This is a genomic window from Halomonas sp. AOP7-B1-5, assembly GCF_052353045.1.
In the GTDB taxonomy this organism is placed as follows: Bacteria; Pseudomonadota; Gammaproteobacteria; order Pseudomonadales; family Halomonadaceae; genus Vreelandella; species Vreelandella colorata.
Window position 1 is genome coordinate 81,319 of record NZ_JBQTDC010000009.1, and the last position, 26,972, is coordinate 108,290.

At 51.0% G+C, this 26,972-nt stretch carries 26 protein-coding genes; 16 read left to right on the forward strand and 10 right to left on the reverse strand.

The features are described from left to right. The first annotated feature begins 5 nt into the window (after positions 1–5). The 5 genes from ACT3XD_RS07045 to ACT3XD_RS07065 all read left to right on the forward strand — a co-directional run bounded on the left by ACT3XD_RS07045 (position 6) and on the right by ACT3XD_RS07065 (position 3,438). On the forward strand, positions 6–650 hold the full coding sequence (locus ACT3XD_RS07045) for a TetR/AcrR family transcriptional regulator (RefSeq protein ID WP_225736097.1): 645 nt from the start codon (positions 6–8) through the stop codon (positions 648–650). Beyond that, positions 647–1,324 carry a type 1 glutamine amidotransferase domain-containing protein gene (locus ACT3XD_RS07050; RefSeq protein WP_192537592.1) on the forward strand — a complete coding sequence of 226 codons (678 nt, stop codon included), beginning with the start codon at positions 647–649 and terminating at the stop codon, positions 1,322–1,324. Before ACT3XD_RS07045 ends, ACT3XD_RS07050 begins: the two co-directional genes overlap by 4 nt. Before the next feature lie 21 nt (positions 1,325–1,345). Next, positions 1,346–1,642, forward strand: a complete 297-nt coding sequence (locus ACT3XD_RS07055) for a DUF1330 domain-containing protein (RefSeq protein WP_192537593.1) — start codon at positions 1,346–1,348, stop codon at positions 1,640–1,642. A 283-nt stretch (positions 1,643–1,925) separates the two neighbouring features. Continuing rightward, on the forward strand, positions 1,926–2,189 hold the full coding sequence (locus ACT3XD_RS07060) for a type II toxin-antitoxin system Y4mF family antitoxin (protein WP_192537594.1): 264 nt from the start codon (positions 1,926–1,928) through the stop codon (positions 2,187–2,189). Next, positions 2,179–3,438, forward strand: a complete 1,260-nt coding sequence (locus tag ACT3XD_RS07065; protein ID WP_192537595.1) for a type II toxin-antitoxin system HipA family toxin — start codon at positions 2,179–2,181, stop codon at positions 3,436–3,438. Before ACT3XD_RS07060 ends, ACT3XD_RS07065 begins: the two co-directional genes overlap by 11 nt. A 128-nt stretch (positions 3,439–3,566) precedes the next feature. On the opposite strand, the gene ACT3XD_RS07070 is transcribed toward ACT3XD_RS07065, so the two are convergent. Next, entirely contained in the window at positions 3,567–4,343 is a 777-nt protein-coding gene (locus ACT3XD_RS07070; RefSeq protein ID WP_225736098.1) for a virulence RhuM family protein, read from the reverse strand. A gap of 134 nt (positions 4,344–4,477) precedes the next feature. Continuing rightward, positions 4,478–5,287 carry a sulfite exporter TauE/SafE family protein gene (locus ACT3XD_RS07075; protein ID WP_192537596.1) on the reverse strand — a complete coding sequence of 270 codons (810 nt, stop codon included), beginning with the start codon at positions 5,285–5,287 and terminating at the stop codon, positions 4,478–4,480. Positions 5,288–5,325: 38 nt separating this feature from the next. On the opposite strand from ACT3XD_RS07075, the gene ACT3XD_RS07080 reads away from it, so the two are divergent. The 5 genes from ACT3XD_RS07080 to ACT3XD_RS07100 all read left to right on the forward strand — a co-directional run bounded on the left by ACT3XD_RS07080 (position 5,326) and on the right by ACT3XD_RS07100 (position 11,910). After that, a complete protein-coding gene (locus ACT3XD_RS07080; protein ID WP_225736100.1) occupies positions 5,326–6,180 on the forward strand; it encodes an AraC family transcriptional regulator in 855 nt (284 codons plus the stop codon). A 379-nt stretch (positions 6,181–6,559) separates the two neighbouring features. Next, positions 6,560–7,273, forward strand: coding sequence for a GntR family transcriptional regulator (locus ACT3XD_RS07085; RefSeq protein WP_192537597.1), 714 nt, complete (start codon positions 6,560–6,562; stop codon positions 7,271–7,273). 51 nt (positions 7,274–7,324) lie between these two features. After that, complete coding sequence (locus ACT3XD_RS07090; RefSeq protein WP_192537598.1) at positions 7,325–8,356, forward strand: 2-keto-3-deoxygluconate permease; 1,032 nt, start codon at positions 7,325–7,327, stop codon at positions 8,354–8,356. 30 nt (positions 8,357–8,386) lie between these two features. Next, positions 8,387–11,014 carry a UxaA family hydrolase gene (locus ACT3XD_RS07095; RefSeq protein WP_192537599.1) on the forward strand — a complete coding sequence of 876 codons (2,628 nt, stop codon included), beginning with the start codon at positions 8,387–8,389 and terminating at the stop codon, positions 11,012–11,014. 47 nt (positions 11,015–11,061) lie between these two features. Further along, complete coding sequence (locus ACT3XD_RS07100) at positions 11,062–11,910, forward strand: fumarylacetoacetate hydrolase family protein (RefSeq protein ID WP_192537600.1); 849 nt, start codon at positions 11,062–11,064, stop codon at positions 11,908–11,910. 882 nt (positions 11,911–12,792) lie between these two features. On the opposite strand, the gene ACT3XD_RS07105 is transcribed toward ACT3XD_RS07100, so the two are convergent. Then, a complete protein-coding gene (locus ACT3XD_RS07105) occupies positions 12,793–13,815 on the reverse strand; it encodes a methionine synthase (RefSeq protein WP_192537601.1) in 1,023 nt (340 codons plus the stop codon). 27 nt (positions 13,816–13,842) lie between these two features. After that, positions 13,843–14,826 carry a DUF1852 domain-containing protein gene (locus ACT3XD_RS07110; RefSeq protein WP_192537615.1) on the reverse strand — a complete coding sequence of 328 codons (984 nt, stop codon included), beginning with the start codon at positions 14,824–14,826 and terminating at the stop codon, positions 13,843–13,845. Between the two features lie 397 nt (positions 14,827–15,223). On the opposite strand from ACT3XD_RS07110, the gene ACT3XD_RS07115 reads away from it, so the two are divergent. Continuing rightward, positions 15,224–15,853: a LysE family translocator gene (locus tag ACT3XD_RS07115; protein ID WP_192537602.1), complete on the forward strand. Its 630-nt coding sequence runs from the start codon at positions 15,224–15,226 to the stop codon at positions 15,851–15,853. A 199-nt stretch (positions 15,854–16,052) separates the two neighbouring features. On the opposite strand, the gene ACT3XD_RS07120 is transcribed toward ACT3XD_RS07115, so the two are convergent. Beyond that, positions 16,053–16,970: a nucleotidyl transferase AbiEii/AbiGii toxin family protein gene (locus ACT3XD_RS07120; protein WP_192537603.1), complete on the reverse strand. Its 918-nt coding sequence runs from the start codon at positions 16,968–16,970 to the stop codon at positions 16,053–16,055. Beyond that, positions 16,960–17,781: a type IV toxin-antitoxin system AbiEi family antitoxin gene (locus ACT3XD_RS07125; RefSeq protein WP_192537604.1), complete on the reverse strand. Its 822-nt coding sequence runs from the start codon at positions 17,779–17,781 to the stop codon at positions 16,960–16,962. The genes ACT3XD_RS07120 and ACT3XD_RS07125 overlap by 11 nt, the downstream gene beginning before the upstream one ends. A gap of 331 nt (positions 17,782–18,112) precedes the next feature. Here ACT3XD_RS07125 and ACT3XD_RS07130 point away from each other — a divergent pair, with 331 nt between their 5' ends. Further along, entirely contained in the window at positions 18,113–18,421 is a 309-nt protein-coding gene (locus ACT3XD_RS07130; protein ID WP_018917985.1) for a hypothetical protein, read from the forward strand. Between the two features lie 91 nt (positions 18,422–18,512). Here ACT3XD_RS07130 and ACT3XD_RS07135 read toward each other — a convergent pair whose 3' ends face one another. Further along, positions 18,513–19,463, reverse strand: a complete 951-nt coding sequence (locus ACT3XD_RS07135; protein WP_192537605.1) for a DUF808 domain-containing protein — start codon at positions 19,461–19,463, stop codon at positions 18,513–18,515. Between the two features lie 859 nt (positions 19,464–20,322). On the opposite strand from ACT3XD_RS07135, the gene ACT3XD_RS07140 reads away from it, so the two are divergent. Then, positions 20,323–21,429, forward strand: a complete 1,107-nt coding sequence (locus ACT3XD_RS07140; protein WP_444280550.1) for a hypothetical protein — start codon at positions 20,323–20,325, stop codon at positions 21,427–21,429. Positions 21,430–21,608: 179 nt separating this feature from the next. On the opposite strand, the gene ACT3XD_RS07145 is transcribed toward ACT3XD_RS07140, so the two are convergent. The 3 genes from ACT3XD_RS07145 to ACT3XD_RS07155 are packed head-to-tail and all read right to left on the reverse strand — an operon-like array spanning position 21,609 to position 24,186. After that, positions 21,609–22,796, reverse strand: a complete 1,188-nt coding sequence (locus tag ACT3XD_RS07145; RefSeq protein WP_192539875.1) for an MFS transporter — start codon at positions 22,794–22,796, stop codon at positions 21,609–21,611. 29 nt (positions 22,797–22,825) lie between these two features. Then, positions 22,826–23,206: a carboxymuconolactone decarboxylase family protein gene (locus ACT3XD_RS07150; protein WP_192539876.1), complete on the reverse strand. Its 381-nt coding sequence runs from the start codon at positions 23,204–23,206 to the stop codon at positions 22,826–22,828. Beyond that, on the reverse strand, positions 23,203–24,186 hold the full coding sequence (locus ACT3XD_RS07155) for an aldo/keto reductase (RefSeq protein WP_192539877.1): 984 nt from the start codon (positions 24,184–24,186) through the stop codon (positions 23,203–23,205). The genes ACT3XD_RS07150 and ACT3XD_RS07155 overlap by 4 nt, the downstream gene beginning before the upstream one ends. Before the next feature lie 46 nt (positions 24,187–24,232). On the opposite strand from ACT3XD_RS07155, the gene ACT3XD_RS07160 reads away from it, so the two are divergent. The 3 genes from ACT3XD_RS07160 to ACT3XD_RS07170 all read left to right on the forward strand — a co-directional run bounded on the left by ACT3XD_RS07160 (position 24,233) and on the right by ACT3XD_RS07170 (position 26,750). After that, on the forward strand, positions 24,233–25,174 hold the full coding sequence (locus tag ACT3XD_RS07160; RefSeq protein ID WP_192539878.1) for a LysR family transcriptional regulator: 942 nt from the start codon (positions 24,233–24,235) through the stop codon (positions 25,172–25,174). Between the two features lie 232 nt (positions 25,175–25,406). Further along, entirely contained in the window at positions 25,407–25,946 is a 540-nt protein-coding gene (locus ACT3XD_RS07165; protein WP_192539879.1) for a hypothetical protein, read from the forward strand. Positions 25,947–25,976: 30 nt separating this feature from the next. Beyond that, a complete protein-coding gene (locus ACT3XD_RS07170) occupies positions 25,977–26,750 on the forward strand; it encodes an AfsA-related hotdog domain-containing protein (RefSeq protein ID WP_192539880.1) in 774 nt (257 codons plus the stop codon). The last annotated feature ends 222 nt before the right edge of the window (positions 26,751–26,972 follow it).

The following is a 26,972-nucleotide window of genomic DNA, read 5'->3' on the forward strand; positions in this document are numbered from 1 at the left end:
GCGGTATGAACATGACACCAGTCACCGGCGATGTCCGGCAGCACATTCTTAACACCGGCCAGGTCATCATCGGTGGCAAAGGGTTCTCAGCAGTGGGCCTTAACGAGATCCTCAAAGCCGCCGGGGTGCCCAAGGGCTCTTTTTATCACTACTTCAGCTCCAAAGAAGCGTTTGGCGAAGCGCTACTGCAAGGCTACTTCACTGAGTATCTCGCGCAGACGGAAGAACGCCTTACCCAGCCGGGCGCTTCCCATGCTGAACGTTTGCTCAGCTACTGGGCACATTGGCGGGATACCCAACACCACTGCGACCCCAGCGGCAAATGCCTGGCGGTGAAGCTTGCCGCTGAAGTCAGTGATCTTTCAGAACGCATGCGCTGCGTGCTGCAACAGGGCACCGAGCGCATTATTGCCAGGTTAGCGCAGTCGATCGAAGCCGCGGTTGCCGATGGCTCGTTGCCTCAATCTGTCAGCGCTCAAGGCAGTGCCCTGGAACTAGCCACCACCCTCTACCAGCTATGGCTAGGCGCCAGCCTGCGCGCCAAGATTACCCGCGACCGGGTGCCGCTGGATGCCGCCTTCAAAGCCACCTACGCGCTATTAAACCTCGACCCCAACCGCTCTCTCACCCAGGAAAGGTCTCAATCATGAAAATTCTCGTTGTGGTTACCTCGCACGATAAACTTGGCGACACCGGCAACAAGACCGGCTTCTGGCTCGAAGAGCTAGCTGCGCCCTACTATACCTTCATCGACGCAGGCGCCGAGTTAACCCTGGCCTCCCCCGCCGGTGGCCAGCCGCCGCTCGACCCCAGCAGCAATGCACCGGACGCCCAGACCGAGGCTACTAACCGCTTCCAAGCGGACCTTGACGCCCAAGCAGCACTGGCCAACACTCATCAGCTTGCCGATATCGATATCGCCGAGTTCGACGCGGTGTTCTATCCCGGCGGCCACGGCCCGCTGTGGGATCTGGCCGAGAGCGCCACGTCCGTGCGCCTGATCGAAGACGCCATTGCCGCCAACAAGCCGGTCGCCACGGTATGCCACGCCCCCGGCGTGCTTCGCCATGTAAAAGGCAGCGACGGCAAACCGCTGGTTTCGGGCCGCAAAGTCACCGGCTTCAGCAACAGCGAAGAAGACGCCGTGGGTCTGACAAACGTGGTACCGTTTTTAGTCGAAGATATGCTCAAAGAGAGCGGCGGCGAATACAGTAAAGGCGATGACTGGAGCTCTTACGTACTCGTCGATGGCCTACTGATTACCGGGCAAAACCCCGGCTCGTCTGAAGCCACCGCCGAAGCGCTGTTAAAGAAGCTTTCCTGATAATTAACCAAGGAGAATGGAATGCCGGCTTACGTTGTACTGACTCGTGAACGCACTCACGACGCCAAGGAAATGGAGCAATACGCCACCAAGGCCAAAGCCGCCCGCGAAGGCCACGACCCGAAGCCGCTCGCCTTCTACGGTGACTTCGAAGTAATGGAAGGCAGCGACATGGAAGGCGCGGTAATCCTGCGCTTCTCCGACATGGCCGCCGCCCGCGCCTGGTATCAAAGCGACGCCTACCAGGAAGCCCGCAAGCATCGTTTTCAGGGTGCTGATTATCGCGTTTTTATTGTTGATGGGGTTGAGGAGGCTTAAGAGCCTTTCCTGCAGTTACGCATAGACGCACAAAAGGCCGTTCGTAGTTTAACGAACGGCCTTTTTTATCGCGGCTTGATAACAGCAGACCACGTATGTTTTCAGCAGCTCGGCGCCAGCGAACCCATCAAATTCAAAGATGCCCCGTATAATTACCGAACGGTAACTAGCATTAAGTTCTAATCCTTATACGTAGCAATAATTACCGATCGGTAACTTATAAGTTGTTAGGTGCTAAGTTTAGGCTTAGACTTACCGAACGGTAATTAAATCGCAGGTTCTCATGCCTACTAATGATATTTCAGCCCCTCTAACCACTACCATTCGCCAAAGCGAAGACCTCGGTAAACTGGTGCGCCAGCTGCGTAGCGAGCAAGGACTGTTACAGTACGACTTAGCTGGCCTCGCGGGCACGGGCAATCGCTTTATCGTTGACTTGGAGCGAGGCAAGCCGACTCTTCAATTGCAGAAGGTGTTGGATGTACTGGATTTGCTAGGGCTTGAGGTCATCGTGCGACGCAAGGGTGGCGACCGTCATGGCAAGTGACGATACGCTAACAGTTTACCAAGGCGAGAAAGTCGTCGGTTGGCTTTACGATATCCAACCGCTGCGCTTCGAGTATGCTCTAGAATGGCTGGAGTACTCCAAAGCGGTAAGTCTCTCACCCTCGCTGCCGCTCACGCAGCAGGTTCATGCTGGCGATAACGTGCTGGCCTACTTTGAAAACCTGCTACCAGAAGGCGATCTGCGCCATCATTTAGAGCTTCGCCACCACACCACGACCGTTTTCGGTCTGCTGAAAGCTATTGGTGGGGATACGGCTAGCGGCTTCACCTTAATGCCACCGGACGAGTCACCGGCCCAACCACACTATCAGCCTATCAGTTGGGAGAGCGTAGCAGAGCATTTACAACACCGGGAACGTGGCTCTTTGATTTCGCAACAGGGCGAAGAACCACGTATATCTTTGGCCGGTGCTCAAAATAAATTGCTACTGATGGTGCAGCCAGACGGAACCCCCGCCATACCTGAAGGATCGGCACCCTCTAGCCATATTCTCAAGCCAGACATTCAAGGCTTGAAAGGTGTATGGGCCACCGCCCTCAACGAAACCTTCTGTATGCAGTTGGCCGCTGAACTTGGGTTTGACGTCGCCGAGGCGAATTACCAGCCCGAAACCCGCGCCTGCCTTGTGCGCCGATACGATCGCATTCCCGATGCACACGGCAACTTACGGCGCCTGCATCAGCTCGATTTCTGCCAGCTCGCTGGCACACCTTCGCTGATCAAATATGAAAGCGACGGCGGCCCAGGCCTCATTCTCTGTCGTGAACTCCTGCAGGAGGTTGGAACACCAGCCAAGGATCTGCAGCGCCTGATCGGCTGGCTATTCTTCAACTTGCTGATCGGCAACAACGACAGCCACGCCAAGAATCTCGCCATTCTCTACTCTGACGAAGGCCCTCGGTTGGCGCCATTTTACGACTTGATGAGTACGACGCTCTACAGCGGACTCTCGCGACGCTTTGCACTTCGCATCAACGGTGAGGATCGTCCCGGCAACATTGAGCGTTCTCATCTCGAAGCAGTGGCCCGTTCACTACGCTTTCAACCACGTTATTTCCTACGCCAAGGGTTCGAACTCGCTGAACGCATGCCAGCGGCCATCGACAGCACCCTTACCACACTGGGTACCGTAGCTCATAAAGGCTCTGAGCAGACTCTGCTAGAGCGGCTGGAGCAGCGGCTTTTAAGTAATTGTCGAAAGCTTCCGGAGCGATGGTCGGCACAATAATGTCTTTTCCAGGATGCTGACTACCGCGTGTTTATTGTGGATGGGGTTGAGGAGGCTTAAGCCTTTTTGCAATTACGCATAGACGCACAAAGGGCCGTTCGTGGTTTAACGAACGGCCCTTTTGTATTTTAAATATCAACATGCCTAAGCCGAATGGCTCCAAACAGCTCGGTTGCCTCACCTTTGGCGATTAAGGTGTGCTTCAACTCGCCAATAGCTTTCAAGGCTTCTTCCAATCCCAGCGACTGCATATCAGGTTGCTTGATGTTTAATTCAGCTAATTGCTGCTCATCGTAGCCTTGTAACAAACTCCAAGAGCGTGCGTAATCGCTGATCACGCGGGCGACGGCTTCACCTTCTGTGGAGACCAAGCCTTGATTGGTTAAGGTGCGGCTGAGCAAACTCACCGCCTGCTCGAACTCTATTCCTCGCTCGGTTAAGCGTTGCTGGTTGAGTGTATAGCCATAAACCAAGTGGTCTTTTAGTACCAGGGTGGCCCATTTGCGAAACTGCACGCCGCGCTGAGACTTCACACGGTAACCCACTGAGATAACCACGTCTAAATTGTAGTATTCGACCTGATAGATTTTACCATCAGCGGCAGTTGTTGCATTTTTTGCAACAACTGACTCCCTTTCAAGTTCACCCTCTATAAAGACGTTGCGAATGTGGCGAGATATTACAGATTTATCCCTCCCAAATAGGTTAGTCATCTGATCTAAACTTAACCACACGGTTTCCTGCTCCAGCGTTACCTCAATGTGTGTTTGTCCATCTTCGCTGGTGAATATCTGGATTTGTTGGTCATTCATGATCGCTTTCTTTAGGTTTACAAGCTCAATGCATTTCCAAAGCAAGCTCCCTTCAATGCAGCGTATATCTTTTTTTGCTGCAAAAACGTTCATTAGCCTGCTATAAGGCTAATCAAACTTTATCAAAAAACATTCTGCAATGTGCATCAGACGTTTTCAGGCTTTGTACCCATCTGCGTTTTGCGTTTGGCTCAGCCAAACAGTCTTTTGCTAAAGCCTGGGCCGATTCAATGTATGAAAACCATCACCACCAGCACCACTGTCAGTAATAGCAAATACACCCTGGCATGAATACGATCAGGGATGCGCCCGATCCAGATCGACGCTAGGCGGATACCGAGCCATGAGCCCACCGCAAGTACCAGCAAGGCGCGCAGATCCACATAACCTGCATACCCGTTTCCTAACGCTGTGTGATTGGCCGACAGCAACACATATGTCGCGGTGCCACTCACCGCCATGGGCAACGACAACGGGTTGGCCATGGCCGTGGCCGCCGTCATACTGGCCCCTCTGCGTCGCATGAGCGGCACGGTCATCACGCTACCACCCACGCCCAGCAAGGCGGCCACTGTACCAATGCATGTACCCGTCATTGCTGTTACCGCACGCCCTATAGGACGCACATCACTTCCCGTTTGATGCAGAAAACCAGGCCGCAGAACGGCATCCGCAATAGTGATGCACAGATAGCCGATGAAAACCCAGCGGACCCAGTTCCCACTTAACGATACTGCCACTGCCGCGCCGAGCACCGCCCCCATGGCGATATAACCAACTAATGGGCGCACTAGATGCCACTGCACGGTCTGTCGCCGATGATGACGCCATGTTGCCATTGAAGCCGCGAAGATCATCAGTGCAGTCGAGGTGGCCACCGCAATATGCATGGCCGCCAAACCCGTCGCGCTATCCGACCCATGGACGGCAATCAGTAAGGTATACAGCAAGGGAACCACCACAAACCCACCACCGAAACCGAACAGTACGGTGGTGACGCCCGCCAAACCGCCACAAAGAAGTAATATGCTATACACCGCCACTCTCCTAATAAGACTCAATAGCAGAGAGAATATTGCGGCTGGAACTGGCCGACATTCGTCTTTTGGACAATAATCATCGCATTTCGGCCAGAATGACGATTATGCTCAATACTCCTCTAACAGACGTGGATCATGTGGCACGGCCCATGGTGGCCATCGGCACTGACTACAGCCCTGGCACACTCCTTGACTTTCATACCCATCGCCGCGCCCAGTTTCTCTATGGCATGACAGGCGTGATGGAAGTCAATACGGATGACGGCACCTGGATGGTGCCGCCCTATAGCGGTGTCTGGCTGCCTGCGGGCAAGCGCCATCAAGTGCGTATGAATGGGGTGAGCACGCGAAGCCTGTATATCGAGCCCCATGTCGCGCCACGCGCTTCATGCAGCTGTGAGGTACTGGTCGTGACGCCGCTGTTGCATCACCTGCTGCTGGCTTCCGCCCATATACCCGCACTCTATGATGAAAGCGGCCGCGACGGTGCCCTGGCACAATTACTCCTATACGAACTGCAACAGGCTCAGGCCCTGCCGCTGTTTGCTCCCCTGCCCCATGACCCTCAATTAGCCAGTCTGTGCCGAGATTTTCTCGGCCAGCCACATATTCACAGCCTCCCCGAGGACTGGGCCCGGCAGTTGCATCGCAGCCAGCGCACCTTCAATCGCCTATTCCGTCAGCAGACAGGCATGTCCTTTGCCGTATGGCGTCAACAGGCCTGCCTGATGGCTGCTATTCCCAAACTGCTATCCGGCAGTTCCGTTACTCGCACCGCGTTGGAACTCGGCTACGACAGTCCAGCCGCTTTCTCCAGCATGTTTCGTAAGGTGCTTGGCCAATCGCCAACCGCTTTCGTTCAAGCGGCAAATCGCCAGGAGGAAGAGTAACAAGCAGATGGTCCAGGCATTACCAAGCCATTCCGTATTCATCGATTTAAGCCAACAGCCACCCTGAGGATTATCTTCTAATTGAGTGACCTAGAAGCCCTAGGTAGTTGCTCAAACCCTCATCACCGAACACGCATGCTGCTTCCTCCGTCGGACAATTTGTAAAGGCAGCTTTTTCCAGCAGTTCTGCTAGATCCCGCTTTGATGCGGCTCTATCTACTTTATGTGATATCGCGGCATCAGTCATGATGGCTCGCAATACTGCATACAGAAAATAAAAAATTATTCTACATTAGTCTAAAAATGGGCATATTATAGGTTATTTAAGCCTTAAAGCATGTAGCCTGTATGCAGTTATTCTTTTGAGAGAATTAATAGAATGTATACCGAAGAACCCAAGCAGTTGGTGGAATACGCTAGAGAGCGACTGCGTGAAGCGATACTGACTAATCAATTAAAAGCGTCCGATTCGTTTAGCCAAGTGCAGTTGGCGCGTGAGTTCGGCATTAGCCGAACGCCATTGCGGGAAGCAGTACGCCTGCTGGAGCATGAAGGATTAGCCACTGTTAATTTTAATCGTCGCGTCACGGTGTCAGAGTTGACTCCTAAAGATCTCGATTCCCTTTATGCAACACGCATCCTTCTGGAGTCATTAGCGCTACATACCAATATCACCAAAATGGATCAGGCATTTCTTGAAACTTCGCGGCAGCGTCTTCTTGATATGCGAGAGTTCGAAAAGGTTCATGACGTTGAAAATTGGTCAAAAGTACATAGAGAGTTCCATCTTCAGCTGGTGCTGGGCACCGGTGCTCGTATCGATCAACAGATACAGCACTACTTTGACCATTCCGAGCGCTACCGACGCTTATATCTGGGCGACTCAGATCGCAACTGGAATAAAGGCATGTCAGACCACTCAGATCTACAGCATGCGTGCGAAACCGGTGATCGCTTTAATGCCGTCCGAATCCTGACAAAACACTATGAAAGTACAGCCTTCGGTGTGCTTGAAGTGATTGATCCCAATTACTCGCCTGACCTTATGATTGCCGCCAAAACAATGACAAAAGGACTCATTTTCCTTGAATGATTCGATGTTCCATTAACGCCAACACTCACTTCCTTGAAGGAGATAACAACAATGAGAATACTAGATACGATTGAAAAAGTACCCGGTGGCCTAATGGTCATCCCTCTACTTTTGGGAGCATTCGTCAACACGTTTGCCCCTGGGATATTAGAAATTGGTGGCTTTACACAGGCGCTGTTCCGCGATGGCGCTATGGCCGTTATTGGGGTGTTCCTAGTGTGTATGGGGGCTCAACTACCCATTAAGGCCACTGGTGCTGTTGCCGAAAAAGGCGGCGCTATCATGCTGGGCAAGCTCTTTGCTGGCGTGATTATTGGACTTTCGGTAGGTTTTCTGATCCCAGGTGGCATGCTATTGGGGCTGACGCCATTAGCTATTATTGCGGCAATGACAAACTCTAATGGTGGACTGTTTCTTGCGCTTACCACAGAGTTTGGCAACAAGACTGACCGCGGCTCTATCGCTGTTATCGCGATCAATGACGGTCCATTTCTTACATTGGTCGTATTAGGCGCCGCAGGCTTAGCACAAATACCACTACTGGCGGTTGTCGCCGTCATCACTCCTATTTTGATTGGTTTTGTATTGGGAAACCTCGATTTAAAACTGAGAAGTTTCCTTAAGCAGGGAGAGCAACTGCTAATTCCTTTCTTTGCCTTTCCCCTGGGCACCGGGATTGATTTCCGCACACTGATCGAGGCTGGTTCCTCTGGAGTACTGCTAGGTGCTTTAGTGGTAACGATCTCGGGTGGTTGCGCCATGCTGTTTCTATGGGTGGTTCAGGTGCTGCGTCGGCGCCCACCAAAACAACGTAACTTAATCTCGGGCATTGCAGAATCCTCGACGGCTGGCAACGCCGTGGCAACACCTGCCGTCGTGGCGGCGGCCGACCCGGCTTACCAGGCGATCATGGAGGTGGCGACAGCGCAGATTGCTGGGGCCGTTGTGACCACTGCCATACTGACCCCCCTGTTAACGGTTCTGGTTCATCGATGGCAGTTACGTCGGGGAATTGATCCACTGAATGAATACGATGATCCAGAACTCAATGGTACGCCTGCCGTCATCGAACAACAGTCATGAACGTCGGCTTTAAGACTACGAGGTAAGCTTATGGCACTGCAATATTTACTCCCTGCCGAAGGCGATAACGCGGGTATCGCCACGAGACGACTAGAGGCAGGAGAGACTCTAGAGCTTGACGACAACACGGTTACTCTCAAATACCCGGTGCCCCAAGGCCACCGAATTTGTATCAGCCCCATCCTGAAGGGCGAGGCGCTACTGTCTTGGGGCCTCTCATTTGGCACCGCCATCGAGGATATTGCATTCGGTGATTATCTCTGCAATGCCAAGATGCGTGAGGTCTTAAGGGCGCGTCAGCCGGAGGATTACGACGAACAGCTTAAGGTCAATTTCGAGGATAAGGACACTATTGTCGAACGCACACTTCCCGAAGCCCCCAGCTTTGGCAATAACGTTGCTGATATCGTGGATGGTTTGACGTTCCAAGGTTTCTATCGCGGCGAAAGCCGCGGTTGGGGAACACGCAACTATCTGGTGATTATTGGGGCAACTTCACGGTCTCGTAGTGCGGTGCTGGAGGCAGCAGAGCGTCTCCAGGCGAAGTGGCCTGCATACGGTAACTTCGATGGTGTGGTTCCCGTGGTTCACACCGAGGGTGGTGGCCTGGATGTACCTAATAATCGTGACCTGCTGCTGCGTACGCTGGCAGGGTTTGCAACCAATCCAAACAGTGGTGCCGCCATTCTGGTCAACGAGCATGGCTCTTGGTTAACCAATGATGAAATTGCGGAACAGCTCTCTCATCTTGCCTTGCCCGAGGCTGAATATCGGGTTAGCTATCAGATGGCAGATGATGATGGCTTCTTCGACTCTCTTGTCAGTGAGTGCGAGCTGCTGATTCCTCAGGTGGCGTCGTTTGAGCGACAGCCTGCTCCTGTTTCCGGCCTAAAACTGGGGCTGCAGTGTGGGGGCTCTGATGCGTTTTCAGGTGTAACAGCTAATCAAGTATTGGGCAAAGCCGTCCATGAGTTAATCCGGCGAGGAGGAAGTGCCAACCTTGCCGAAACGGATGAGTTGATCGGGGCGGAGCAGTATGTCCTACAAAAAACCGCGAGCAGGAAAACCTTTGAGCGCTTTTTAACGGTTCAACAGCGTTTTAAAGACTATGCCACCGCTCATGGACACACAGCGGAAGGGAATGTGTCAGGCGGTAATATTTATCGAGGCCTGTATAACATTACGCTGAAATCAATTGGTGCAGCGCGCAAAAAGGATCCTCAGACGTATCTCGATTATGTGATTGATTACGCACAACCAATGCGACGCCCAGGTTACTACTTTATGGATAGCCCAGGTAATGACCTGGAGAGTATTGCTGGCCAAGTGGCAGCAGGCGCTAACTTGGTACTGTTCACGACGGGGAACGGCTCCATTACCAATTTTCCCTTTGTGCCCACGCTTAAAATCGTGACCACCCACGAACGCTTTCAGTTGCTTGAATCGGATATGGATTTCGACGCGGGGCAAGTGCTTGAAGGAGAGAGCCTGGAACTCGCCAGTGAACGCCTACGCCAACTACTTCTTGAGACAGCATCGGGGATCCGCTCGAAAGGAGAACATACAGGACAGTACCAAACTCAAATCTGGCGTAATGCCTTCTTCCCCAATGCGACTCAACTGATACCGACCGTTACGGAGTCAGAACAACGATTTAGCGGTGTACCACTGCTGGTTGCTGATCGGGACGATACTCTGGTGCGCACGCGTTCCAAAGGGGCTCCCATGTGCTCATTGGTGCTACCGACCAGCCTTTGCTCTGGGCAAGTCGCCGAACAGATCGCAGCCCATATCAACCAAGGCGGTCATCAACCAACTCGGGAGAAGGCTATCGCCTTACCCCACACAGAGGGGTGCGGCGTATCAGGCGGTCAGTCTGAAGAGATCTTTCGGGATACGATGATTGGCTACGCCACTCATCCGCTCGTCAAGCGTTGCGTCTTCCTTGAGCATGGCTGTGAGAAAACACACAACGACTACTTTCAGTCGGCGCTTAATGATCGTGGCATTGCTCCTGGCCAGTTTGACTGGGCGAGTATTCAGCTTGAAGGGGGCATTTCGGCTGTTAGCCAGCATGTTGAAAAGTCCATCTCTAAGCCGTCCCCATCGACTGAATGGCCGCAATTGCCTCTCCATGTTGGCCTAACGACCAGCCCCGGCATAGGCCATGACGCTTTACAACGGTTGGCGGATCTCACGCATCGGCTCCTCTCGAAAGGGGTGGGCGTGGTGCTGGCGGCGAACGACCCGTTGCTTAAAGAGGCGGCTTTTTGTGACAGGCTAGCTATCTATCATGCTCGGCCCACACTGGCTTATTCTCAGCAGTCGACCCATGCAGGGCTGCAGGTAATGGATTGCAGTACATCGGATTGGCTTGAAATAGCGACTGGCCTGGGAGCAACCGGCTGCCGTTGCTTGATCACAGTGCCCACTAACTACCCATATCAGCCTCACCGGTTCATTCCCACACTTCAACTTTCACCTACGGGGCAGGATAAACACTTCGATGGCTGTCTCGTGACGCCAGAGGAAGAGAGTGCTGAAGTTTTGACTGAACAAATCATCGACACACTGGCTGGTGACTACACTCCCCTGCGTCAGGCGGCGCCTAACGTGGGCTTCCAAATCTCTCGAGGGCGCTTCGGCGTCTCCCTGTAACCATGGTCATTTCACGTGGCCGATAATATCTATTGACGAGGACTTCAATGAAAGTTGCTAATATTCAAGGCAATGCCTGTCTTATTCTTGATCAACACTTAGCGTGTAATATCGCTGATGAAAGTAACGGCCAGTTTGGTCCCACTATGCCGGATCTGTTTACTCAGTGGGAGGCCTTCAGTCAGTGGGCTGCTTCGCATACCCCAAGCATTACGTTTGAGTGGAATGAATCCGAACTTGAGGCCGTCTCGCCCCGGCCTAGTCAGGTCTTTGCGATTGGCCTTAACTATGATGAGCACTCAAAAGAAACGGGCATTGGCATTAACCATGAGTTTCCGCCCGTTTTTCCCAAGTGGGCTAGCAGTATTGCTAACCCTAATGGCACAGTATCTGTACCGGAAGATAGCCATATAGATTGGGAAGTGGAGCTCGTGGCAATTATCGGCCAGCGAGCATCCAACGTGACTCGAGAGAACGCAATGGAGTATGTGGCTGGCTTTGCCGTAGGTCAGGACTTCTCAGACAGACAACTTCAATTTATCGGTGACGCTCCGCAGTTTGGTCTCGCCAAGTCGTGCGCTGGATTTGCCCCCGTGGGGCCATACATTGTAACGCCCAATGAGCTGGCCAATATGGGCGAGGCTGCCATTACCTGCGAGGTAGATGGCGTTGTGAAGCAAGCTGGCACACTCAATCAAATGATCTTTCCAGTGGCGGATATTCTCGCCATTTTAAGTAAGATCGTCACCCTTAACCCCGGCGACCTAGTGTTTACTGGAACGCCTTCCGGTGTGGGGTACGCACGCAAGCCGCAAGAATTTCTGCAACCGGGCAGCTGCATTGTTAGTACGATCGAAGGAATTGGTAGTATCCAGCAGCAAGTGGTGAGCCGTTAGACTCACTGTATTATCTAAATGATGGAACCATGAAGGACAATTCATTTCCAACAATGCAATAAAAAGACTTTAAGTCTGAATAACTAACGGTTACGGCCTATAAGCTAGATCAATAAACTTTATAGGCCGTTACGACTTGTCGAAGTAACGTCGTCCTATTCTCTTTAGCAACTGGGTTTAGAGTCAGATGCGACTTTCGCTTGTTTTATTCCCCAGTCGCTCCCCATAGGCTGAAGAAGCCAACCCACCACGACTCTGCCTCGGCTTTTTCATCATAACCCCCAACGCCACATTTTAATCACCACCTTGGCGTGATACAAACTGGTAAACAAGGTCCTGTTTACGTTATGACAGCATAGGGAAAGCTCGCAGAATAGAGGTCTCGACACCACTTAACTGCCAGCCTGGCATGGCTAATGCTCATGAATGACGAGCTACAACCTATCTTCCGTGCGCTTGTGTAGGACCCTGATGTTGAACGGCTATTCATTGATGGTTCCCACGTCAAGGTGCACTAAGACAGCACAGGGGCTGCTACAGAAAAGGCGGCAAGTCATTGCCAAGCCTCGCCAAAATTCACCTTGCCGTTGTCGCTTATACGCTCCCAACGCTTTCAGGATAACGGGGCGTGAAGTACATCACAGTGCGAAGGTCTCTGCGTTGATAAACGACTCCATCTCCGAGAACGGCCTCTCCCAAACCATCGCATTCAAATGTTCTTCTGACAATCCGAGGGCATACCAAGCTGCTGCCAGATGAGCCGATTACCGAACCTATTCGAATCAATTTATGAGCCGATTACGGGTTATATTCGGCTCATAGGCTAACAGCCGCTAAAATCAGACCACAAAGGGAATTGCACTATAGCGCTAAGCGCTGGAATTAAAGCTCTTTTCGAACGATCTCCGTCCCGGCACTCAAGGCACTGAGCTTGCCTCTGGCCACCGAGCGAGACAGCGGCGCCATGCCACAGTTGGTGCACGGGTAAAGCTTATCGGCATCAACGAATTGAAGTGCCTTTCTAAGTGTTGCGGCGACCTCTTCCGGCGTCTCGATGGTGTTGGTGGCGACGTCGATGGCACCCAGCATCACCTTCTTGCCGCGCAGAAGTTCGACCAGCTCGATGGGCACGTGGGAGTTCTGGCACTCCAACGAAACAATATCGATGTTGGATTTTTGCAGCCGGGGGAAGACTTCTTCATATTGCCTCCACTCCGATCCCAGCGTTTTTTTCCAATCCGTATTGGCTTTAATGCCGTAGCCATAACAGATATGGACAGCCGTTTCGCATTTGAGCCCTTCAATGGCTCTTTCCAAGGCGGCGATTCCCCAATCATTCACCTCGTCGAAGAATACGTTGAACGCAGGTTCGTCGAACTGAATGATATCGACTCCCGCCGCCTCTAGCTCCTTGGCTTCCTGATTGAGCGCTTTAGCGAATTCCCACGCCAGCTTCTCACGACTTTTATAGTGATCGTCATACAGCGTGTCGATCATGGTCATCGGACCCGGTAGCGCCCACTTGATGGGCTTGTCGGTCTGGCGGCGCAGGAACTTGGCGTCCTCGACGAAGACCGGCTTATGGCGGTTGACCGCATCCACGACCGTCGGCACGCTCGCATCGTAGCGGTTACGAATTCTCACGGTTTTGCGCTTTTCAAAATCGACGCCGCTAAGATGCTCGATAAAGGTTGTCACGAAATGTTGACGCGTTTGCTCGCCGTCGCTGACGATATCGATACCGGCCTGCTGCTGTTCCTGCAGCGACACGCGCAGCGCATCTTGTTTACCTTCAATCAACGCCTCGTCTTCAAGTTTCCAGGGCGACCAAAGGGTTTCGGGCTCGGCAAGCCAGGAAGGTTTGGGCAGGCTGCCCGCCGTCGAGGTGGGTAAGCGTTTACTCATGAGTCATCATCCCGTGCATTTGATTAGTTAAAGCGAGCCGTTGGAAGACCACTGCTCAAGCATCGCCTGATAGGGTTTGATGAAATGCTCTTCAGCAAATTTCCCCTGCTCGGCGGCCAACTGGCTACGTTCTTCTCGGTCGTAGACGATTTGGGTCAGCGAATGATCCGGGTTCTTCAGATCGGGCTGATAGACATTGCCCGCTGCCGCATTGGCGTTGTAGATCTCGGGCCGGTAAATCTTCTGAAAAGACTCCATGGTGCTGATGGTGCCGGCAAGCTCAAGATTGGTGTAATCGTTGAGCAGATCCCCAGAAAAATAAAACGCCAGCGGGGCAGCACTGTTGGCAGGCATAAAGTAGCGAACCTCAAGCCCCATCTTCTTGAAGTACTGCTCGGTCAGCGACGACTCGTTCGGCTGATACTCAACGCCCAATACGGGATGCCGATTATCGGTGCGGTGATAAACCTTGTTATCGGAAACGCTCAAGCAGATGACCGGGGGCTTGTCAAAATGCTCTTGGTAAACCGAGGAGTTCACGAAGCTCTTGAACAGGTTGCCGTGCAGCACGCCAAAATCGTCCGGGATGCTGAAGCTCGACTGGTGCTTATTGTGCTCGGTTAGCCGCACGCTGAAATCGTAATCGCGCACGTAGGAGGAAAAGTTGTTACCCACGATGCCTTCAATACGCCGACCCGTTTGCGTATCCACAAAGCGGGGTTTGAGTATCTCGATGATTTGAAACGGCTGGCCCTGGCCGTCAGCACCCACCGCCATATTCACGGAGACGATATCGAGCTCGACGCTGTAACGACGCCCTTCCGGGTTGTCCCAATGCACCAGCGCATTGAAGCGGTTATTGATCATGTCCAGCGTATTACGCAGGTTTTCTCGCCGCCTCTCGCCCCGGGCTAGATTGGCGAAGTTGGTGGTAATACGCGTATTGTCCGACGGACGATAATTCTCATCGAAGCCGATACGCTGGATAGTAAATGCGACGTCGTTATTCATCATCTCGCCTCCAATAGTAAAAATCGAACCGGTTCTTCGCTTCTGCGGAACGGCCCAATATTTAAAAACCGGGCGGCTTTACAGCTTTTAAGCCTGACAGCCTTATTCATGAGAAGCTGGCAGGCTCTATAACGAAGAGTACTGGGGATTTTATACAGGAGCACAAAGATGAATAAAAATGGTCTTATTTCATGGGAAGTTTAGAAAAATTCATAATAGGATGGAAACATAGCTTATTAGTCACTTAAGGCGAATACACAGACTGCCGCCGTGCTAGAGGCAACTGGCGCCAGCCAGTTTTCTGCTAAGGATGAGCCTTTGTTTGCATAAGCGTTACAGTCCAGCGCAGAATCAAGAAATCCGAATAAACGCGAGCCCTGCCAGGAAAAAACACCCTATGTCTCTGCACGTTTGGCTGACGTTTTTCATTGCCTACCTTTTGATTACCCTCTCACCGGGCCCTAATGTGCTCCTGGTCATTCGTAATACGCTTCGGTATGGCGCAACCGGTACGGTAATCGCGCTAAGTGGCAACCTTCTAGCTCAATTGATCACTATCCTGCTGGTGGCCTTGGGGGTGGGTACGTTATTGAGCACGCTACCGGTGGCGTTCACGGTATTGAAAATCGTCGGAGCGGCCTATCTTATCTATCTTGGTGTGGCCCAATGGATGGCTTCTTTCAAGAACAACCCGGCGGCCAGCCCGGTGGTCAGCGATGTGACATCAAGGCGCCCCTCTCTATGGCTGGAAGCGTTTCTAGTCTCTATCAGTAATCCCAAGACCCTACTGTTTCTATCCGCCTTTCTGCCGCAGTTCCTTGATCACACGACAGGCTTGACCCGCCAATTCGCCCTCATGTACCTCACCATCGCGCTGATCGTGATCGGCGTACACTCAAGCTACGCGCTAGCGTTGCGGCGGCTAGGACATCACTTCCAAAGCCAGCGATGGAAAGTGGCGTTCAGTCGTGTCAGTGGCACGCTGTTTATCGGCATGGGTATTCGGCTGGTCGGTAGCCGCGCGTAAGGTATAAGGTCCACGTATCAAGAGTGTTGATTAGCCACTGCACAATAGACAAGGGAGGCCTTTCACCCAAACAGCACCGCATAACGCGTGCTGCGCCCGCCACCACCCAGCTTATATAGGCAACATTTTGCTACCAGCTCGGCCATGTCCCGTGTGGCGGTGGCCTTACTCACCTGTTTTGTCACTTTAACCCGATCCGCTACTCTAGCAGCGCTTCAAGTCTGTCTCGCTGCTCAGCATGCTTGTCCGCATTCTCGTATTTTAGCTTTTCCAGATTGATTAGTTTCCAGCGCACGGCAGGTAAATCAGCCGCCTGAAGGCGGTCAATGGCAGCGAAGTCGGGAGTGCCATCGTGCAGACTCAACAAGAATCTTCTGGTGCTTTCATCAAAGCGGGACTGAATATCCGCAATCAGTCGTTTGCGAGTACCTACAAGCTTTTCAAGACTGAATGAAGTCTTGGTCATGCCCTCGAATTCTCGAGCATAAGGCTGGTCTAGATCGATCAGATTCGGGTTCAGAAGCTCATGTGCGGGGCGCGATGAACTCGCGATATAGATAAGAAAAGTGCGAAATAGGTCGTCTGTCAGGCCTTCATTATCATAGAGCAGCTCCACATCAAAAAGATCGCGCGGATGCTGGCGATCTACGGCTGCATGCAACTTGCCGCCAAACAAGTCTTCAAACGAGACTATCTGCATTTCCGCGTAGCCAAATTCATCCTCAACGGTTTCGGAGACGTAGCGCATTTCAGGGTCGTGAACAACGCCGCGTGTGACAGGTGACGTCTCAAGCTTTACCTCCACACCATCTAAGCGGACAAGAAGCCGGGTAGCACCGCCGCCGCCGCCTTGTATGCGTTGTGTTTTTGCGCCTGCAATACCACGTTCGATGGAAGCCGCAATGCGGCCCATCGCATCATTGATCTCAAGAAGGCTTTCACTTCGGTCTTTAATCGGCAAGTAGGTCAGGTCAATATCGACTGACAGGCGAGGCAAGTCACGATAGAACAGATTAATCGCCGTACCGCCCTTTAGTGCAAACACCTCTTCCTTGGCGACATGGGGAAGAATACGCACAAGCAGCCTGACTTGGGCTTCATAGGTTTCACGGGCCATCGTGGCTCTCCCTTCTTATAAATTCTTCGGGCACCACGATGCGGTACCGGGGGTGTATTTTTCCACCCTTGACCAACGCGCGATCGCCGCTGCCGAGGTTGAACTCTGCTGGGTCGAGGCGCTTGCGCCAAGGGTGGCCGTGGCGATCCGCAAAGACAAAGAACAGGCGCTTAACTTTGATCTTCTTGCAGCTATGCAGCAGTGCCGATATCGTCCTCGGGCGCAGGGTCGTCAGGCTCTCGAACACCATATCGAGATTGTGAAAGCTTTCATGGTCAGGCAATTCATTCATGGCCTCCATAATCGCCCTTTCGGGCGCTGACATCTTCAGTTCCCATTCCCAAGGCAACGTGTCGGTTACGTCCGTATTGATCTTTTTCAGGCCGAGCGCCGGGTCGGAAAATAGCGATGTGCTGCGGGCTTCTATGGGTACATTCAATGACAGTTGGGTCAACCAGTTCGGTATGCTTTCACCGTAAACCCAGACAGGGGCGTTACTACCGAGCCGCAGATAGTGGTCATAGCCCTGTTGGCTTAAGGCGGTGATGCCACCCACATGAACCTCGTAGCCCATCAGGTACTGAAGCGAGAGAAGGCAGTTCTTCCAGTCAAGCGTGTCTGGCACACTCGAACTTGATACTGGGCGGCGAAAGACGCCGCGATGGACACGTTCCAACCAGCCGCCGTTGACATACTTACGGGCAAGAAAACGGCTGACACCGTGGCGTTCGAGCCAAGCAGAGTCGACCATGAACCCTTTAGCCGTAGCCCCAAGAACGCTCTTTAATTTTTCTTCTTTATGTGTACTCATAGTTCACAAAGTAGCATTTAACTAAAGAAGCCGCCACATTCTCTTCGAGATAATTAGATTTTGTGTACTCACAGTACACAAATTATCAATTTTATGAAGAAAAAGTGACGAGACGAGTCACGAGTTTGAAAGAGAGTCTGACACCTTCGCAACGCCTCTCTCGTCGTCGACCGGCAGCCTGGGACATGACACAGGGGCAACTCTGAATAGTGATCTATGTGTCAATCAAGCACTCGTCAATCAATGAAATTGGACGCGCAAAAAGTTATTATCCCGCTACATAGTTTTCTGCTGAAATCATACGCTTCTACATTCTCTCATTGGACACGCTATGCATAACCTTTGGATTCCCGTCGTCGCCATTTTCGTCGTTGCGGGCCTGATATTCGGTGGCCAGGCCTATTCCGAGGCCCAGCGTGATGCCCACATCGCCGAGATGATTTCGGAGCGTCTTGAGAGCCAAGCACCGGCCAAAATCTCCAATCTGGCGACTGTCAACAAGGGCTATGGGGTGTGCGGCGACTATGCGCTTGCAGGCGCCGAATCCGATCGTTTCTACTACAACAGCAACACCAAGCGACTGGCGCTCGGCACCGATGCCCCGCTGTATCAAGACAACTGCAAGCGCGTCGCTTATTGATCCATTGGAACCTGTTCACGACCTGTTAAGCAGTCATGTGATTGCGCCCGGCGCTGCGCGGATTGTCGAGCAAATGAAGTCGCGGCCGCACCTATGCCGAATGTGCCTTCTTGATAGGGATGAAGTGCAGTACACCCACCACCACCGAGCCCACCAAAAAGCCTATCACCGCTGAGCACAACGTATTGAAACTCCAGCCCAGCAAGCCGCCCAAGGCACCGGTGGCCTCGCTAATCCTATGCTCAATATGATGTACCCATTCATAGGGGGCGTTGAACCAACCCGTGCCATCCGCCCCCAGGTTGGCCATCAGGATATGTCCTCCCACCCAGAGCATGGCGATGGTACCCACCACTGCGATGGTCGCTAGCACCTTGGGCATGGCCGTGACCAGACCACGGCCCAGTTTCTGCATGCCCGAACTGTCCCGCTGGGCGAGCTTCAGCCCGAAATCATCCATCCTGACCAACATCGCCACCACGCCATACACCAGAACAGTGATGACAAACGCAACCACCACCAGGCTCACCATCTGCGACCAGAATCCCTGATGGGAAACAGTAGAAAGCGCGATCACCATGATTTCGGCGGACAGAATCAGGTCGGTGCGAACGGCACCACTCACGATCTTTTTCTCGGCTTCAGGCCCCTTCTCTACCGCAGGCTTGTCGTCGTCATGCTTGCCAGAAAGCTTGTGCCAGACCTTCTCAGCGCCCTCAAAGGCTAGGTAGCTGCCGCCCACCATCAGGATGATCGGCAATAGCGCGGGCAAAAAGTGGTTCAACAGCAGCGCTGCCGGTAGGATAAAAATCAGCTTGTTGCGGATCGAACCCAGCGCGATTTTCTTCACAATCGCCAGTTCACGCTCCGCTGCCACACCCTGCAAATATTGCGGTGTTACCGCCGTATCATCCACCACCACCCCGGCCGCCTTCGCCGTCGCACGCCCAGCGGCGGCACTCACATCGTCCAATGATGCGGCGGATAACTTCGCCAATGCGGCAATGTCATCCAATAATCCTATCAAGCCGCCTATGGCCATGGATGTTTACTCCGTGAATAACAGTTGCTGATAGTAAAGCACATAGCGGGTTGGCGAATGGCCTCATTTGCCTCATAGGGCAGCGCAAACAATGCCTCGCCAGTGTTTTTTATCGCCAAAGCATGGGAGTCATTGCGCTAGCCAGTATCAGCAGAAGGTTTAATTTACTCTCACTTTGATCACTCATAGTGACTAAAATACACTTCTTATAAACCTCCACCGCCCACTAATGCATCCGAATGGCCTTATGCTCCTTCTGTCTGATACGCTAATAGGGCCAAAGGCACATTCCGAAGAGCAAACGTATGGGTTTGAAAAAGTCAGACTATTAAGCCGCAACAACTTTCCTTTCTTGTTGTTGCGTCTGCCTGCCTAAACCACTTCCTTAAATGTAGGCCGCCGCCAAATAATCTTATTTTCGCTGAGACTTTATTGTGCTTAATAAGAATCCTCGACTGTGGAATTACAACCTGCCGATAGCACACATGATTGGAAGGACTCGAGCTGCCACCTCAGTTCTAACAAATCTTATTGGGATGATAATACATCTCATACCAACTATATTCGCTACTAATTCTGCTTCTATCCTCTACTCGACCTGGGGAACTTGCATAGTATACGGAGGGTTAATAACATGGATTTTAAACTGACATAACAAAAAAACTATTTGTGAACAAAAAAAGGAAGGAGACATGATCTACGAGCAGCTTATTCCTTAAACCTTATACTCTCATCCACTATATTTAGAGACTGAAAATAGTGTAAGCTACGTATTTAGCCAAGTACCACCTCATCGCAACCACTGTGGCCTAAAACAGACAAGTTTTACCCTAACATTTAAATAACGTGGAATCCGGGCATGTGTAAAGAAGTCCAGCTGAGAAGAATCAAAATAGACTTGAGCGGAATAGTGCAATTCTCAGCTCTTCTAGGTGTGGTTTTACATCTTATCTTTATATATTTTTATTTTCACTTAATTGGGCGTACCGATCTTTTTATTGCCTCCCTGACGGAAAACAATTCTTTTGTATATCTTATAGCGTTCGGGACAATATTTGGCATGGTAGCGTTTGTACTTTTCTCCATCCCATCATTTATATTAATACTCTCTAACCACATGTTTAGAGCCTACATTCCATCTGGAAAAGAAAAAAAGTACAAAAATTTCCTTTTAGTTTCTTCTGTATCTTTCGTGATAATCATCTCCCTTTCTCTACTGCTATCAATTTACTTCAAAATAGAAATTGGTGATAACTTTTATTCTTGCCTATCGCTTCTTTTAATTTCTGCATTCGCCTATATTTCACTAAGGAAATATATTAAAAAGCACATAAAAAAAGATGAACTAAAACACCATAATACCATGAAGGTAAATTTGGAGAGATTAGGCGTTTCTGCTTTATCTGGTTTCTTTGTCCTGTGCGCCTCTCTATACACAATATTTGTGGCCAAAGCAACTTTGCAATTAAGTGCTTGGGATGGAAGCAATTATGATACATACAAATCTATTTTTTATATCACCACCGGCGTGCTAGCAACTTTTATACCAGCTTTTTTTTATTTTCTTCCAAACGATAATGAGTTTAAAAAGAAAATTCAGGCCGTAACATTTGGAATATTTTTGTTTTCAGTCGTTCTGATATTAATTATACCAGCAACGGCTGGTGTTGCAGCTTTTAATGTGGCAGGTTTACTAGGTATGAATGACTCTACTAACAGAGTCTACTACTTGCCTGACATAAACTCTCGTCGAGTTTTCTTGGACAAGACGTGGAGAGCGAAGGAAGATAAATATAGCAATGATGAATACATAGTTGCTAAACAGCTGTACTCTGCCGGTGGTTCTGTACTACTTTGTAATAAAGATACTGTTTTTAAGCCTGAGGAAGTTGAAAGCCTTAGGAAAGTAGCAGCATCATGCCTTATGGTAGAAAGCTCCTGGTTAATAAAAATTAACAATGAATAGTAATCTTCATACGGCTCTGGCCTTAAAATTATTTTGAATCGTGCTTAATATTTTAGGGTTAAACCGCCTTTCACGCTTATGAACCCAGCTATAAATTGACGTTGACTAATGGGCAAAGAAGATAGAAAAATCGGCAGGCCAATAAAACTGGCCCACCGCTTTGATAAATTAGACTTTAACTATTCTGCTTGAGAGGTTGCAACCGTTGGGCCAGACATTAATGCAATAGTAGCGGTACCCAGAGCTGTCGCAACAGCGGCGAATAGATAGATCTCATTAAGCCCAGATGTCGACAGCACGATAGCTCCAAGCATTGCACCAAGTCCTATCGCCGCATTAAAAATGGCGACATAAATTGCAGAGGCCGGTAGAGCGTCATCACCAGCTTCCTTAAGAATCCAAGTCTGGAATCCCACCAAAACAGCGCCGATGCCTCCACCCCAAATAATAAGCATTAATACCGTGCCCCATAGGCCCATAACATCCGATAACATAGACAACAGCCACAGAGCTGCCGAAGCGAGGCAAAGGGCAACCATCAGAACCGATTTGAGCCAGCGGTCGATCAAGCTAGCGGTCACCACATTTGCTGCCAATCCAGCACCACCAAACGCCAGAAGTAAATACGCAATCACTGATGGCGTGATCTCGCTTTGCCTAACAAGGTAGGGCTCGATGTAAGTGAATGCCATGAAATGAGAGGTAACTACAAGCGCAGTGGCGGCAAAGATACACATAAAACGCTGATTAGATAGAACACGTCCCATGGCAGCGGCACCGAAACCTTCGTTCCCAGGAAGCTTAGGCAGTGTGGCGAAACACACGACTGCGACACCAAATGACAATACCGCGACAGCAGTAAAAGCTGCACGCCAACCATTGAGAGAGCCCAACAAATTCGCTAGCGGCACGCCCAGCACGCTGGCAGCCGATACGCCTCCAAAGATGATGGATGTGGCAAGTCCTACGCGATGGGGAGGCACAATCTGAGCACCGATAGTACCGATCATTGCCCAGAAGGCACCATGTGCTAACGCACCAATCACTCGCGCGCCCATGAGCGCAGGGAATGTTTCAGCCATGGCGGCAACCCCACTGGACAGAGCAAGGATTAACATCAGGCAAACTAAAAGTGGACGCCGCGGCATGCGGGAAAGAACGACAGCAGAAAAAAGCGCAGCTGCAACAGCTATCCATGCATAGAGAGTAACAATCAGGCCCGTCTGCGAAGTAGACGTTCCGAGAGAACTACCGATATTAGAGAGCAAACCAATCGGCGCCAGCTCCGTGGTAACAATAGTGAAGCTACCTACGCCAAGAGCCGTTACAGCCACCCAGTCTTGCCAAGTTGTTTTTTGAGCAGACATGCCAACCTCCTTTTCTCTGTTCAAAAAAGTTAGACGGACGTGAAGGCGGATTTCGCCGCTGTAATAGCATTCATCGACGCGGGGATACCCGCATAGACCGCCACCTGCAGAACGATTTCGACAATCTCTTCACGAGTTACCCCAGTATTCAACGCGGCTCGCATGTGAAACTCGAGCTGCCCCGGAGCCGTACCCATTGCTGCGAGCATAGCGATAGTGAGCATTTCGCGCGTATGTAGCGAGATCCCTTCACGAGCCACTACATCGGTAAAAGCAAAACCCAGTAGTATCTCAGTTGCGTCGTCGTGAAACTCATCAAGATTTTGCGCAACGCGTTCAGGTGCACTAGGCTCAAGCCTCTCAAGGAGGGATAACGCTTGGGTACGTCGATTAGAAGTCGGAACACTCATACGTTCACTCCTTTCATGCCTTCTGAGGTGTAGCGTTCGCCTATTACAGGCAACGATGCCGTGGCCTTTTCGAGTTGCCGCTGCTCGTCCACACTGAGCGTGATGCTCGCTGCAGCGACATTCTCTTCGAGATAGTGCAGTTGCTTGGTGCCGGGTATCGGCACGATGTCTTGCCCTTGTGCCAATAGCCAAGCCAGCGAGAGCTGGGCAGGTGTGCAACCCTTATGCTCTGCCAGTTCAGCAATCACGTCGGCAATTCGCCGGTTGGATCCAATCGCTTCCTTTGCAAAACGAGGTAAATTAGCGCGAAAATCATCATTGTCGAGTTCAGCGGTGTTTTGAAACCGGCCAGTTAGGAATCCGCGGCCAAGCGGAGAATAAGGAACGAAGCCAATACCTAGATCACGACAGGTCGGCAACACGGCTCTCTCTACTTCGCGCGACCAAAGAGAATATTCAGTTTGCACTGCAGTGATAGGATGTACTGCATGAGCACGACGCAGAGTTTCAGCGCTGACTTCACATAAGCCTATACGAGCAATTTTCCCAGATTGGACAAGTCGCTCCAGCCCACCAATGGTCTCTTCGATCGGTTCTTCAGGATTGATGCGATGAATATAGTAAAGGTCAATTTGTTCCACACCGAGCCGACGAAGCGAGGCTTCACAAGACTGGCGCGCATAGTCAGCGCTATTATCCAAAGTCCGTTTGTACTCCCCTGGGTCGCGCACAATGCCGAACTTGCTTGCAATTCGAATTTGAGACTTGCTACGTGAAAGGAACTTTCCAATCAGCTCTTCGTTATGATGCGGCCCATACATATCTGCTGTATCAAAAAAGTCGACCCCAAGCTCTACAGCTCGCTCCAAAACCCGCAAAGACTCACTATCATCTCGAGGCCCATAGAACTCGCTCATACCCATGCAGCCCAAACCAATTGCCGAAACGGTGAAGTCTTTTCCAAGCGTTCGCTTTTTCATAACGACCTCCTTAATCATGGAGGTTACAGCTTGACAGGATCAAAAAATGGAAAAAATGCAAGATATTGACAAAGAGATTTCCATTATCGGAAATAGCATGCCCCGAGGACTGGTTTGGGACGATACTCGGGCATTTCTTGCCGTAGCGCGCTGCGGAACGCTGAGTGCGGCTGCTTTGGAACTCAACATTGGCATAGCGACACTCTCACGTAGAATCGAGCGGCTCGAAACTGCCCTGAAACTTCCTCTTTTTATACGTCAGCAATCGGGCTACCAGTTAACTGAGGATGGCGCCGATCTCGTAGAGAAGGCTGAAGTAATGGAAGCGGCTGCACAGGCTTTCTCATCGGGCGCGGACACTCAAGCGCAGATAAGTGGTCAAGTGCGGCTAGCCACAGCCGAAAATCTGGCTACGGAGTTAATACTGCCAGCACTCCCGGCATTTCGAGCGGAATATCCAGAGCTTTTAGTGGAAGTTGTGACTGATATCTCGACCATTAATTTGCATCGAAGAGATGCCGATCTTGCGGTACGGATGGTTCGACCCGAAAGGGGCAATGTCACTCTGCGCCGTCTGGGTACCTTAGGGTACGGCCTTTATTGCAGCCCGGACTACGAGTCACGCCGAGAATTAAACCCTGATCAGGGTGACTACGATACGGATACCTTTATCACTTGGGGGGAGATGCAGACACATCTTCCTGGCGCTCAATGGGTAGAGCGGATTCTACGAGGACGCAAACCAGCCCTGACCACGACTTCACTTGCTACACAAGTATCCGCAACTAAGGCGGGGCTTGGGCTTGCCGTGCTGCCTCACTTCATTGCACGCGATAGGGGACTAATCTGCATCGACTCAGACATTGGGGTCGACCAGCCAATCTATCTAGTTATCCAAACAGACCTTGCAAGATCGCGGCGTGTCAGAGCACTTGCTGACTTTCTCACAGATTTGGTGGCTCGACATCATGAACGGCTCAGTGGATAAGCGACGTATCTGCTTACCATTCAAATTCTCCTCCCCATAGATTTAGCCAGCATAAGGATGTTGGTCATCAATATTTTCCATTTTTGAAAAACTAATTAAGAAAATTTGTTAAAGACTGACCTTTCTAAAAGTCGCAATCTTTCCATGGCACTCCGACGGAATTGGCGAGTTTAAACATTCCATTCTCGTTGAGAGCTTTATCTAACTGCAACGATTCGCCATGGAGAAACCTATGCCTTCTCAAACCCTTTTGATTTCTCGGTATTTCGTAAAATCCGGTCAGGCAGACGCACTCGCTACCAAATTAGGAGATAATGAACTCACGGCTTTGACTGCCACAACTATGTCGATTGCTCAGAAATTCTCAGAGTATCTTGTCGGAGACGTACGCCGAGAGCTGCTGGATTTTATTGAAGCACCCAAAGATATCGCCACACTTCTTCCAACAACCCCCTACATTCAATTAAGACATGTTGAGGTCAAGCCAGAGGCGATGGACGAATACCGTCAGTGGCGCGAAGAGACGATCTTCGATGTAGTGCGTAATGCAGACGATGTTCAAGCCTTCCTAGCGTATCACTCTGTGATCAGCGGACAGCCCGGTGTGATGTTTGTCTCAGGTTTCTCAGCGAACCCCGAAAGCTACAACGCGGTTTTTGCCTCGGATCGCTATCTTGAAATCGTCCAGCAGGCTGGCGATCAATATATCACTGGTGGTTCAGAGGGGCTTTACACTAAAACCTATCGGGCGCTACCACACTTGGCAGCCTAATGGAATATGAAAAGCTTTTAGGAGGTTTACATGACCTGCGAAACTTTGATTCTTGTTTCAGACAAGTTTGTCGACTTTACCGCCGACAAGAAGGCCATTACAGTTAGTCAACTCAACGCTATGCTCGAGATTCCCGAGCACATTCTTCCGGGAACATTAAAGCTGATACCGGGACTGGGTCTCTCAGATAACGACATAGAAGAACTAACCACCAAGATCAATGCTCACCGCATTTCACCTCATCGCTGGGATGCCACTGCACTCGCATTTCGTCCTCGCCCAGCCCAGCCTTGTCTATCTCACAAGAGATTTCCACACAACACGCTAATAGGTACCCCTCATCAGCTGGACGAGAACCGTTTCCGAATGGATCTCTGCATTGACGAAAATTCTGAGCTGATGGGGGATCACCAGACAGGACAGCATGTTCAGGGCATGGTGTTGATAGAAGCATCGCGCCAAGCCTTCCTGGCAGTGACTGAAACCTTCTTCAAAAATGATACTGAGGAAAGTGTTTATTTTGTCATTAACTCCATGACAACAGAGTTTAAGGGATTCGTATTCCCGGTCTACTCGCATATTGATTATCGGATAGTTTCGAAAGACATCAACGAACGGCGAAAAAAATTCTCTGTGGAAATCGATACCATCCAGGGTGGAGATGTGCGTACCAGATCTTCAATCTCATTCACTGTGTACCCTGACTGGATCATCTCTGAGCGTGAGGCTGCCTTAGCGAGAGACACTGCCAAGGTATTCCTTAGTGAATTCCAACAACCTTCCTCGATTACTGTCGCGGAATGAAGTTTTTGAATGAAGTAGGTCGGGTCTATATGTCCCGACCTACTCGCAGGAGGGTTAATATGCAAACACAGACCTACCAGTTGAGCCTAACGACGCAAGGCCCCCTTTACCCACCCAGTGAGGTAATGGACGAAAACGGGAACTTCATCGTCATCGGCGCTATAAGCCACCTCAATTCTGCAGGCGGCTGCAAAACTCAATGGGGCTGCGCGATCGTCTCAG